This window comes from Bacillus sp. FSL W8-1143 (assembly GCF_037965155.1).
Taxonomy (GTDB): Bacteria; Bacillota; Bacilli; order Bacillales; family Bacillaceae; genus Bacillus; species Bacillus pumilus.
The window spans coordinates 235,600-247,006 of record NZ_CP150182.1 but is presented as its reverse complement, the minus strand read 5'-3'; the positions used below and the strand labels follow the sequence as shown (position 1 = coordinate 247,006).

The following is an 11,407-nucleotide window of genomic DNA, read 5'->3' as shown; positions in this document are numbered from 1 at the left end:
TGCCTCCTCTTGATTAAACGAGATGTAAAAATGATTGTCCTGGTGTGATTTGTTTTTCTTCTGTTTCTATGATATCGCTAAACTCACCTGAATTGGTAATAATCACTGGTGTTGTGACGGACAGGCCGGAAGCTTGGATGGCTTCAATATCAAACTCCGCAAGCAATTCGCCCTCAGTGATGGTTTGCCCCTGTACGACCTTCGGGGTAAAATGCTGACCGCCTAATTGTACGGTATCCAGTCCAATGTGAATGAGCACTTCTGCTCCGCTTTCAGAAGTAAGACCGTACGCATGACCTGTTGGGAACACCGTTGTCACGACTCCTGATACTGGTGCAAACAGCTTGCCTTCTGATGGAATGATGGCTGCGCCCTTTCCTAGTGCACCAGATGAGAATGCCTTATCCTGTACTTCCTCCAGCTTGATTACCTCACCCTTTAAAGGACTTTTCACATGAGCTGCTTTGACCCCATGTTCGTTTTCCATTGTTGGTGCGGCAACCGGTGCTGGGGTTTCATCTTCATCTACTGGATCCTTAAATCCAATCAAATAAGTCAAGACGATGGATAGAACAAATGAGACCGAGATTCCGATGATGAACCCTGTAAACCCTTGTCCGTAGAAAATCGGAAGTGTCAGTAAACTTGGAAGCCCTGACGCAATCGCAATACTTTGTGAATAACCAATGATCGCACCGCCGACTCCAGCAGAGATAACGGCTGCAATAAATGGTTTTTTCAAACGAAGCGTGACCCCGTATACAGCTGGCTCTGTGATCCCAAACACGGCAGAAACCGCTGTCGATCCAGCCAATGATTTCAGCTTTTTATTCTTTGTTTTCAGCATAACACCGATGGAAGCACCGGCTTGTGAAAATACAGCTGGCGCAGTCGCCGGCTTGATATGATCTTTTCCGTGGACGGCAATATTATTTAAAATCACTGGCACTAGACCCCAGTGGATACCGAAGATCACAAGAACCTGCCATGCCATCGCAATTAAAGCACCTGCAAGTGTAGGACTAAAGGAGAATACTTTCAGCAAGACAGCGGCAATGCCGTTCCCTGCATACACACCAAATGGTCCGAATACAATGAGTGTCAGCGGAACAACCGTGACAAGTAAAATCAGTGGAGTAATAAAGTTTTTGACACTTTCATGAATGACTTTGTTAAAGAAACGTTCGATATATCCCATGACAAACACTGCCAAAATGATTGGAATAACCGTTGATGTATAAGACATTAAGACGACTGGAATACCGAAGAAGGTCACATCTCCGCCGCCTTTTGACAATTCTTGAATGGTTGGGTAAATGAGTGCACCAGCAATCGTCACAGCGACAAATGGATTTGCTTTAAACTTCCTCGCCGAAGTGAATGCGAGCAGTAATGGCAGGAAGTAGAACAAGCTGTCCGACGCAGCAAATAAAATTTGATACGACGTATCTTCAGGTGATAACCATTTTGCATTGATACAGATACCTAATAGACCTTTTAAAATACCAGCACCTGCCATGACACCGAGAAGTGGTGTAAAAATACCAGAGACAATGTCGACAAATTTTCCGAAAAGGCTCGTGCTCTCTCCACCTGATTTTTCAGATGAAGAAGTGGAATCCTCTAATAGATTTGTAAACTCCCCAATCTCTCGATAAACCTCTGGTACAGTATTTCCAATGACTACTTGAAATTGGCCGCCGCTTTCCATAACGGTCACAACGCCATTTAATTTTTCAATGGCTGCTTTGTCTGCTTTTGATCGGTCATTTAATGTGAAGCGAAGTCTTGTAGCGCAATGGACCAGTGAATGAACGTTTTTCTCTGTGCCAATGTGTTTGATAATGTCTTCTGCTAATTGACGATAACTCATACAAAAACCCCCTTTTTTTCAAAAAAATACGTTTTTGGGCAAAATAAAAACCTAAACGGGCACCAAAAATAGTCGCAACTTGCTATTGCGCTTTTTCAGTGAACGTTTAGGTTTTGCCTGCCGAACAGTCACAATCCTCTAAGACGATCATTGTGAAACCGTATTCTTTTATGTTTATGAGCAAATAGTACCACTCAGCTTTTCTCATGTCAACGCTTTCTTTTGAAAACTACCTTTATTTTTCTCGTTTGATCAATCGATTCAAATGAATGGATAGATACAGCATCTCCTCTGATGTGAGATCTCGGTGATAGGTTTGATAGACGTATTCTGCGATTTTCTTTGCACATTCGTATGCCTTCGGATATTTTACCTTGATCAGCTGATACAAATCCTGATCTTCGCTGACAAGCATTGTTTCGTTTATCAGACGCTGGACGAAAAAGCGTAAATGTGTGAGAAAACGATAAAAGTTGAGTGAGTCTTCATCAAATTCCATATTGAGATGATATTTCACAATGGTGAGGATGGCGTTTACTTCTTTTGTAATATTGACCGTTGTATTCATGTCCTCATTGAGCTCTGCATTAATGATATGCATGGCAATAAAGCCTGCTTCATCCTCAGGCAATTCAATATGAAGACGCTCTCTAATCGTCTCAAGACAGTCCTTTGCCACAAGAAATTCATCTTTGTATAAGCGTTTAATCTCCCAAATGAGCGAATTCTCAATGAGATGATTTTTCTTCAGTCGTTCGATGGCGTAATGAATATGGTCTGCAAGCGATACATGCAGACTTTCATTTAATCTTCGGTTCAGCTTTGTATGTGCATATTGAATCATTTCTTCGGTTACCTTGACCACATCATACGGAACCTCCAGAAGCAGCATTTTCATTCGCTCATGAACGGAATGATCCTCTAGGCGGAAAACTTTATCGATTAACGATTCGTCTACCGGATCCCCGGGCCTCCGCTGGAAGGCGATACCTCTTCCCATGACGACGATTTCTTTTCCTTGTTCATCTATCACACTAATGACATTATTGTTTAGAACTTTTTGTATCTGCAACCCCAAACACCTCCGTCTATAAACCACAATCTTCACTCAAAATATGCTCTCATCTTAACATAACTGTCAAATCACTTGGTGTTTTTATCTGACTTTTGCAATAGATTTCACCATAATTCTACCCCGTCATAGCTGGTCTGATCCTTCAATTGCCTGCATACAATACTCCAAGGAGGTGACCTTCAGTGAAGGCTTTTTTCTGGTCTGCATCATTTTTATTCGTGCTTTTATTCACACTCGTCTTTCTAGGAATCGTGTTTTTGCTTAGTGGACAAGGTATGAATCTGCTTTGGAAGTATGTGCTCATCTCATTTGTCACAGCAGCCGTTTTACGCGGTGTCACCACTTGGCTAAGGCAGCACGTGATGCATCATTTATCAAAATAAAACGGCTGCCCATGATATTCAGGCAGCCGTTCCTTTATTCTTTGGATGATGCGGCTTCTTGCGAAGAAGTACGCAGCTCATCATTGATTTTTTTCGCATCCTCTAGAAATTCTGTTTCAAATCCACTTTTGAGTGCCCACATATAAAATAGCAGAGCAACCACTGTAATAAGTGCCATGTCCCAGCCATAATGAATGACGTTATAGCCGCCGAATTTGTCACTGCCCAGGCAGGAAATCGTCATCATTACAAGCAAGTACACGACCATCCAAGCACCCGCCTTGAAGTTGCGGCCGAAGCCTTTCCATTTCGCTTTTGCTTGATAGTAAAAATAGATCGGAAGACCGATGAGAATAATGAACAGCACCTGACCTGTTAACGGCCATCTCGCCCAATACAGCGTCAATGACGCAAAGACAAAGCCGAGAGGAGCAATGATGCTGAGTCCTTTTATTCGCAGCGGACGATATAAATCTGTCCCTGTCTTTCTCAGTGTCATGACAGTTACTGGGCCTGTCAGATAAGAAATAAGTGTCGCAACAGATATGATTTCTGCAAGTACACCCCAGCCTCTAAATAAAAACAGAAAGATAAACGATACGGCTAAGTTAAAAAACATCGCTGGACGAGGCACGCCATAAATAGGGTGCAGACGACCAAGTACACTTGGCATGTATTTGTTTTTTTTCATTCCATAAATCATACGGGATGTCGTCGCCGTATACGTAATCCCTGTACCAGAAGGTGATACAAACGCATCTGCATATAAAATCAGAACCAGCCAGTTAATCCCAAGCGCAATGGCAAGGTCGGCAAATGGCGAATTAAAATTCAAATGACCCCATCCATTCACAATCATGGACGGATCGACAGCACCGATAAAGGCGATTTGTAAAAGCACATAAATCACAGTCGCAATCAAAATAGATCCAACAATAGCAATCGGAATGGATCTGCCTGGATTTTTCGCCTCACCCGCCATATTAATCGGGCTTTGGAAGCCATTGAAGGCAAACACAATTCCTGATGTCGCAACAGCTGTCAGCACACTCGCCCAGCCGTTAGGAGCAATACTTGTTCCAGAAGTAAAATTCTCACTATGAAAACCTACGAATAAGAGCGCACCAATTGTTAATCCTGGAATGACAATTTTAAACACGGTAATGAATGTATTCGCTTTTGAAAATAACCCAACGGTCCAATAATTGAGCAGAAAGTAAATCACAAGAAGCACACTGGCGACCATGAGCCCTTCTGTCGTCAACACCCCTTTTGTGACCAAATGGGTTGTCCACTTTGCCCATTCCCAAGGCCATGAGCTCATATACTGGACAGAAGCCACCGCCTCAACCGGAATGACGGAGACAATGGCGATCCAGTTTGCCCAAGCGGCAATAAACCCGATAAAAGAGCCGTGTGAATATTGCGTATATTTCACCATCCCGCCTGCCTCTGGAAACATCGATCCGAGTTCACTATAAGACAAAGCGATAAATAAAATTACGACCATCCCAATCAACCAAGATAAAATAGCAGCAGGACCGGCAATTTGAGCGGCACGCCAAGCACCGAATAGCCAACCTGAACCAATGATTGAGCCAAGACCTACCATCATTAAAGCGAAAGTTCCCATTCTACGATGTAAATGATTCATGTTCATAACACCTTTCGATTAAATTACAAAGCATGTGCCTAAGTAAGCACCTTTCTTTCATTGCAGCTCACTTTTCATTCAATTAACAAATATTTCTTCAACTAAATCTTTACCCTTGTTCATTTTTTCGCCTGTTTTATTATCTCTCAATTCTCCATTTTCTGAAATAGTCGAACATGCTTATTTCTTAAGAAAGCGCTTTTTCAATGATGCAATCTATTAGACTGAATAACTACCTTTACCCTTATTTTGAAAAAAACAAAACAAAAAAGAAAGAGGAAATGAATCCCTCTTCCTTCTGAGCCCTATCATGAATAGAAAAAAAGGATAAAGGGGGGTTCCCTCTATCCTTGTGAGATCGCTTGTTCTTGTTCAATCACAGCTAGTCTTTCTTGCACTTCTTCTTCAGACAGGTTGTGCTGTTTCACATAAAGGTTACGTTCACTTGTACGACATTCATGGCTGCAGCTACGCATATATTTATGCTCGCTTTCTTCTGTTGCAATCATTTTGCGGTTACATGCAGGATTTGCACAGTTCACATAACGCTCGCAAGGCTCACCAGTGAAGAAATCTTTTCCGACAACCACATGCTCTGTTTGATTCACGGGCACTGTTAAACGAGTATCAAACACATAGCATTGACCATCCCAAAGCTTCCCTTGAACTTCTGGATCTTTTCCATACGTGACTATTCCGCCGTCAAGCTGAGAGACATCTTCAAAGCCTTCACGCTTTAACCAGCCTGAGAATTTCTCACAGCGTACGCCGCCTGTGCAATACGTCAGGATTTTTTTCCCTTCAAGAATCTCTTTATTGTCACGAATCCACTCCGGTAATTCGCGGAATGTCTCAATATCAGGACGAACTGCCCCTCTAAAGTGGCCGACATCAAACTCGTAATCATTACGTGCATCTATCACAACGGTATCAGGTGATTGCATTTGCTCGTAAAATTCAACCGGGCTAAGATGCTTACCTGTTAATTCTAACGGGTTCACATCATCTTCAAGGCTCAGATTCACTAGTTCATTTCGATGGCGGACGTGCATTTTTTTAAACGCATGACCGTCTGCTTCGTCAATTTTGATCGGCATAGACGCAAAGCGCGGATCTTCCTTTAATGCTTGCATGTACTTGTCCGTTTGCTCAATGGTACCAGAAACCGTTCCGTTTATGCCTTCTGCTGAGATAAGGATACGACCTAACAAACCAAGCTCCTTACAGAATGCTAGATGCTCTGCTGTAAACGTCTCTGGGTCCTCGATGGGGACATATTGATAGTAAAGTAAGACACGATATTGTTTTTCCATATATATAAACACCTCTTAAATTTAATCAAAACATACCGTTCTTTATCATACAGGAAATACATACCTAAAGGCAATGACAGCGGCTTAATTCCATAAAACGGAAGGGTCTTTCTTCTCATATTTGACAGAACTTTCTGTAAAATGAGATGATTTATCAAATATGATGTTGTAAAGGAGCAGAACGCAATGATACAGCCAGAAGATATCGTCAGAAGCGGTCCAAACCAATTTATTTCTCAAAAAGGCATTTATCATGAACTCGATTCACTTGTTTCTCCATCCTTCCGGTCACCCGCTGTCGTGACAGGATATGATTCATTTCATGCTTTTTCACAGTATACAAAGCTTCCGTCTCATTGGCCTGTTGTCCAGCACAAAGGATACAGTTCACCCAATGCAATCACTCGAATTGCAGAAGAACTGAAAGAGGCAGATGTGGTGATTGGGATTGGAGGCGGCACGATTTTAGACACTGCCAAGTCAGTAGCAGAGGCTCTTCAAATTGAAGTGATCATGGTTCCAACCATCCCGGGGACATGTGCTGCATCTACACCGCTTAGCGTCATTTATGATGACAAGGGGAATTTCATGAGAGTCGATTACCATAAACGGTCCAGCTACCTCACGCTCATTGATCATACATTTTTGCTCTCTTCTCCTCTTTCCTACCTTCAAAGTGGGATTGGAGATACGCTGGCCAAATGGTATGAAGCGGAAGCCATTATTCGAAATGCAAAGGATTCCTTGCCGCTCATGGTGCATGCAGCACTAAAACAGGCGGTATACGTGAGGGATATTCTTGTTTCCCATAGCGAAGAAGCTGTCCACAGCTTGCAAACGGGTCAGCTTTCGCAAGCATTTGCAGATGTAACGGATACCATTATTACATTAGCTGGCACGGTCGGCGGCTACGGAGGACGCTACGGAAGAATGGCAGGAGCCCACGCCATCCATAACGGATTGACGTTTATTGAGGAAACGCACCATATGTTACATGGTCAAAAAGTGGCATACGGCATTCTTGTTCAGCTTGCCACAGAAAATCGAATGGGTGAAGTAGAAGAATTACTTGAGCTTTATGAAACACTCGGATTACCTAGAAATATGCGTGAGCTTGGCATCACAGCTCAGCTAGAAGAAGCCGCAAAAACAGTGGCAAGCCATGCTGCACGTATAGATGAAACTTTTTGCTTGATTGGAGACTATTCCAAAGAGCAAATGGTCGACGCCATTCAAGTCATTGAAACCGTATCAGCCTCGTAAAATCGTTCAATAAAAAGCACAGGCATGCCACCTGTGCTTTTCTTTCGATTAAAAATCAAAGTTATCTGGATCTGGACCTGTGCGCTCATCTTCATTGAGCTGATCGATGACACCCATCTCATGTGCGGACAGCTCGAAATCGAAGACTTGTGTGTTTTCGATGATTCGGCTCTTCGTCACAGATTTTGGAATGGTGATAATGCCATGCTGCAAGTCCCAGCGAAGAATGACTTGAGCCACGGATTTGTCATGTTTTTTCGCAATATCCTGAAGAACAGGATGGTTCAGCAGCTTCCCGCTGCCTAATGGTGACCACGCTTCTACATGAATCCCTTTCTCCTTGCAGTAGTCTCGTAAAGGCTCCTGCGTCAGCTTTGGATGCAGCTCGATTTGATTGACCATTGGCACAACTTCTGCTTCTTCTAATAGATCATCTAGATGGTGCTGATGGAAGTTACACACACCGATGGCTCGAACGCGTCCATCCTTATACAGCTTCTCTAGTGCTTTCCAAGTTTCTTTATATTTGCCTTCAACTGGCCAATGAATTAAATAAAGGTCTAATACATCTAGCCCTAGCTTGTTCATACTTGTTTCAAAGGCTTCAAGTGTTGATTCATAGCCTTGATCACGATTCCACACCTTTGTCGTAATAAACAGATCATCGCGAGAGATGCCTGATTGCTGAATGGCTTTGCCTACCCCTTCTTCATTTTGATAGGCTGCTGCTGTATCGATGCTGCGGTAGCCCGCTTCAAGAGCGTCTGTGACTGCATTTACAGCCTCATCCCCATCTTTTACTTGCCATACACCGAAGCCTAGCTTCGGCATTTTTACTCCGTTTGCTAATGTGACTGTATCTGTTAATCCACTCATCAAACAAACCTCCGCTTCATTTTTGCTTACCAAGCACTATACCCGAATTTTTGATTGATCATGCATGAATTTTCGCTTGTGTTATTTGATATATTTTCCTATATCGACTTGATTGGCGTCAACGATTTGGTATTCGCTTGTTTGATCTTTCTTTTTAGAAAAATCATATGTCTCTAAAAAGCTTTGGTCATAAAAAGTCAGGCCATAAGTTTCCTTTTCATTCTCGTACACTCTGATCCAATAAGATTCTTTTGAAGCTTTTTTGGCTTCGTTCATTTTCTTTAATTTCACATCTGAAAGTTCCTTCAACAGCTTTTGAATGTCTTCTTTTTTCTTCAAAACAGCACGTTCATTATCATGCTCAATTTGTATGGATGTCACTTTGTTTCGATCAATCGAGACCACATCATCAAAAGAGTATGTTTTGGCATTGATCATAAAATAAATACCCATTCCGATTAAAATAACGACAACTACACCAATGATCCACTTTTTCAACCTAACTCCTCCTTCTAATCACGCCACGCCTATTGAAACACCGAAGTCCAATCATCCTCCTCAGAGAACACTTGAATCCCGTGCTGTTTTAGCAAGGCGGACGTCACACCATCTCCAGCTTTTGTCTTGCCGTTAAACTCTCCCAAGTAAATCAGCTGGCTCCCGCAAGAAGGACTGTACTCTTTTAGCACAACCGCTGTTGCTTTCAGAGACTGAACCTGTTCCAGTGTCGCTTTCGCACCTTTTACATACATCTCTGTTACATCAGTTCCATGAACATCGACAACAGAAGCCTGCCCTCGTATTACATCATGTCCATCTCCGCCAATGATTTCTGCCGGAGGTCTTGGCGTAGAAAAGCCGCCAAGCAGTTCAGGACAAACTGTCACAGCCTTTCCTTCCTGCACAAGCTCTTCGATTCGCTGATCTAATCGATGGCTACCATTATACCGGACCTTCAACCCAGCAAGACAAGCGCTGACCACTATCATGAATGTTCCTCACTATTTTTGCTGACTTTAAAATAAATACATAATGGCAAAAAACATATCGTGTTCACAAAAAAGGGCAGAGCACAATACAAAGCAGCAGCCCAAATCGACCCTTCAACTCCTGTGATACCAAAAAAATAAACAAATAATAGCAAGCTGACAAACAATCCCACGAACGGCATGATGAATACGTACTTTTTAAAATTTTCCATCATTTCTTTCCCCAAAGAAGCTCCCTCCCTTTTAACATGATCACGAATAACGTCAATATATGTTAATTTTACCATATAAAAAACCGAAATCATCTCATTTTCTACGATGGTTTCGGTTTTTTTAATCTATATTTTTTCTTTCCATGCCTTCAAAAAGCGCTCAATCACTTGTAATTCATCTTCATGAAACTGCTGGAGAAATTCTAAGTAGGACGCGACAGCTTTCTCATGTAATTCATCATGCAGTGCCGCCAATTGCGTGCCTTTCTCTGTCAATGAATAGTAGACAGATTTTTTATCCCCTTGCCGGTGGCAATAGCCCACCATGCCTTTATCAATTAGTTTTTTCACAGCCTTTGTAATAGCGGGCTTTGATAGTTTCAGTTGTTGAGAAAGAAATGTATTATTTGATTCGTTTGGATTGGCTTGAATCATCGATAAAATGTGAAGCTGTGTGAGTGTCCAATCTTGCTTGAGTGTATCAGTCGTGGTAATCAGTGGATCTGTTGGATCATTCCTTCTCTTTTCTCTATGAATAATCAGATCTTGAATCGCTTTTAATACAATCTGCTCTTTAGTCTCCATCTGAACCTCCACTCTTAACTGGTTAATAAAATGGTACTAATAATTAAGATAGGAGTCAAAAGAAATGTCAGTGTGATAAAAATAATAGGCCATCAGACCTGAAAATGGTATATGTACTTTTCTACTAGATGATCTATGATGTCACAGCTCCTCTTTCTTTTATTTGCTATAATTCATAGGGGATGACATCCAATTTTTGATGAAAAAGGTGAGCTAATGAAAACCGAACAACACATCGCCATTCGCCAATTAGAAGAAAAGATCCACCTGTTTTCTTCAGCTGTGGACGGAACCTTCCTCGCAACGGACGATTTCGTACTATCCAATACTCACATATCGACAGACACATTCAATTTGCTATTACCGACATCAGCGCAAATTAAAGATCCGCAAAAAGTGAAAGCAACCATCGAATACTTGCAGTCACAGAAACTATTATTTAGCACATGGGTGGATCACCGCTTGCTTCATCCTGATTGGACTGATTTACTAAAGGAATATCAGCTTGAAGAGGTTGAACGCAATACCATCATGATGCTTGAACAGACAGAAGGCATTGACCCAGCTACATCTTCACCACTTACAATCAAAGAAGTACTTGATGACCAGACACTGCTTGATTACAAAAATATCTTTATCGAGCTATTCAAAGAGTCACCAGAGGCTATCGCCTTAGAGGACTATTTCCAGCGTTTTTCGCTTGAAGCTATACAATCACGCGCTCGCATGTTCGTCGGATATGTAGACCACAAACCGGTCACAACAGGCTTATTACTCGAAGCAACCGATAGCTACGGTATTTATGATGTCATCACAAAGGCAGATCACCGCGGAAAGGGACTTGGCAGTGACATGTTTCATTACCTTCTGACCCAGACAGACAACAAACAGAAGCGCGTCCTGTTACAAGCATCGGCGGACGGCAAAAATATTTACCAACGTGCCGGCTTTCAACCAATCGGCGAAATGGTTGTTTTTGAATAGAGTAAAATAGAACATAAAAAAAGCTGCCTATCATAGGCAGCTACAGATTGTTGACAAAGGGCTAAAATGATTTTTATTTTAGCCCTTTGTCTTCTTTTCAGCGTGATAGAAAACCTTTGAAGTCTAGGAAGGACGAGTACTGGCGCGGAGCGAATTTGACATTCGTGAGCACCAGCACGCAGGACTGACAACGAATGCGA

At 42.2% G+C, this 11,407-nt stretch carries 12 protein-coding genes; 3 read left to right on the top strand and 9 right to left on the bottom strand.

Annotated features, from left to right (window positions below; all coding sequences use genetic code 11):
- Nucleotides 1-13 precede the first annotated feature (13 nt).
- Entirely contained in the window at nucleotides 14-1,873 is a 1,860-nt protein-coding gene (locus tag NSQ36_RS01430) for a beta-glucoside-specific PTS transporter subunit IIABC (RefSeq protein ID WP_253621901.1), read from the bottom strand.
- 235 nt (nucleotides 1,874-2,108) lie between these two features.
- Entirely contained in the window at nucleotides 2,109-2,945 is an 837-nt protein-coding gene (locus NSQ36_RS01425) for a PRD domain-containing protein (RefSeq protein WP_322000261.1), read from the bottom strand.
- Nucleotides 2,946-3,130: 185 nt separating this feature from the next.
- Between NSQ36_RS01425 and NSQ36_RS01420 the strand changes: the two genes are divergently transcribed.
- A complete protein-coding gene (locus NSQ36_RS01420) occupies nucleotides 3,131-3,331 on the top strand; it encodes a hypothetical protein (RefSeq protein ID WP_050943366.1) in 201 nt (66 codons plus the stop codon).
- A gap of 34 nt (nucleotides 3,332-3,365) precedes the next feature.
- Here NSQ36_RS01420 and NSQ36_RS01415 read toward each other — a convergent pair whose 3' ends face one another.
- On the bottom strand, nucleotides 3,366-4,985 hold the full coding sequence (locus NSQ36_RS01415; protein WP_339206538.1) for an APC family permease: 1,620 nt from the start codon (nucleotides 4,983-4,985) through the stop codon (nucleotides 3,366-3,368).
- A gap of 344 nt (nucleotides 4,986-5,329) precedes the next feature.
- A complete protein-coding gene (locus NSQ36_RS01410) occupies nucleotides 5,330-6,298 on the bottom strand; it encodes a rhodanese-related sulfurtransferase (RefSeq protein WP_003217237.1) in 969 nt (322 codons plus the stop codon).
- Nucleotides 6,299-6,487: 189 nt separating this feature from the next.
- Here NSQ36_RS01410 and NSQ36_RS01405 point away from each other — a divergent pair, with 189 nt between their 5' ends.
- Nucleotides 6,488-7,561, top strand: coding sequence for an iron-containing alcohol dehydrogenase family protein (locus NSQ36_RS01405; RefSeq protein ID WP_310427668.1), 1,074 nt, complete (start codon nucleotides 6,488-6,490; stop codon nucleotides 7,559-7,561).
- 48 nt (nucleotides 7,562-7,609) lie between these two features.
- Here NSQ36_RS01405 and NSQ36_RS01400 read toward each other — a convergent pair whose 3' ends face one another.
- From NSQ36_RS01400 to NSQ36_RS01380, 5 genes are all read right to left on the bottom strand, one after another.
- Complete coding sequence (locus tag NSQ36_RS01400; RefSeq protein WP_012008778.1) at nucleotides 7,610-8,437, bottom strand: aldo/keto reductase; 828 nt, start codon at nucleotides 8,435-8,437, stop codon at nucleotides 7,610-7,612.
- 81 nt (nucleotides 8,438-8,518) lie between these two features.
- Nucleotides 8,519-8,935, bottom strand: a complete 417-nt coding sequence (locus NSQ36_RS01395; protein WP_339206536.1) for a DUF5301 domain-containing protein — start codon at nucleotides 8,933-8,935, stop codon at nucleotides 8,519-8,521.
- 29 nt (nucleotides 8,936-8,964) lie between these two features.
- Complete coding sequence (locus tag NSQ36_RS01390; protein ID WP_335365087.1) at nucleotides 8,965-9,426, bottom strand: DUF523 domain-containing protein; 462 nt, start codon at nucleotides 9,424-9,426, stop codon at nucleotides 8,965-8,967.
- Entirely contained in the window at nucleotides 9,423-9,653 is a 231-nt protein-coding gene (locus NSQ36_RS01385; protein ID WP_251191199.1) for a hypothetical protein, read from the bottom strand. The genes NSQ36_RS01390 and NSQ36_RS01385 overlap by 4 nt, the downstream gene beginning before the upstream one ends.
- A gap of 111 nt (nucleotides 9,654-9,764) precedes the next feature.
- Nucleotides 9,765-10,223, bottom strand: coding sequence for a MarR family transcriptional regulator (locus tag NSQ36_RS01380; RefSeq protein ID WP_050943378.1), 459 nt, complete (start codon nucleotides 10,221-10,223; stop codon nucleotides 9,765-9,767).
- A 216-nt stretch (nucleotides 10,224-10,439) separates the two neighbouring features.
- Between NSQ36_RS01380 and NSQ36_RS01375 the strand changes: the two genes are divergently transcribed.
- Nucleotides 10,440-11,207: a GNAT family N-acetyltransferase gene (locus NSQ36_RS01375; protein WP_268459786.1), complete on the top strand. Its 768-nt coding sequence runs from the start codon at nucleotides 10,440-10,442 to the stop codon at nucleotides 11,205-11,207.
- Nucleotides 11,208-11,407 lie beyond the last annotated feature (200 nt).

Excerpts from the sequence above, each read along its gene's own strand:
- NSQ36_RS01430 (WP_253621901.1), bottom strand. The coding sequence starts at position 1,873 with ATGAGTTATCGTCAATTAGCAGAAGACATTATCAAACACATTGGCACA.
- NSQ36_RS01400 (WP_012008778.1), bottom strand. The coding sequence starts at position 8,437 with ATGAGTGGATTAACAGATACAGTCACATTAGCAAACGGAGTAAAAATG.
- NSQ36_RS01415 (WP_339206538.1), bottom strand. The coding sequence starts at position 4,985 with ATGAATCATTTACATCGTAGAATGGGAACTTTCGCTTTAATGATGGTA.
- NSQ36_RS01410 (WP_003217237.1), bottom strand. The coding sequence starts at position 6,298 with ATGGAAAAACAATATCGTGTCTTACTTTACTATCAATATGTCCCCATC.
- NSQ36_RS01390 (WP_335365087.1), bottom strand. The coding sequence starts at position 9,426 with ATGATAGTGGTCAGCGCTTGTCTTGCTGGGTTGAAGGTCCGGTATAAT.
- NSQ36_RS01380 (WP_050943378.1), bottom strand. The coding sequence starts at position 10,223 with ATGGAGACTAAAGAGCAGATTGTATTAAAAGCGATTCAAGATCTGATT.
- NSQ36_RS01375 (WP_268459786.1), top strand. The coding sequence starts at position 10,440 with ATGAAAACCGAACAACACATCGCCATTCGCCAATTAGAAGAAAAGATC.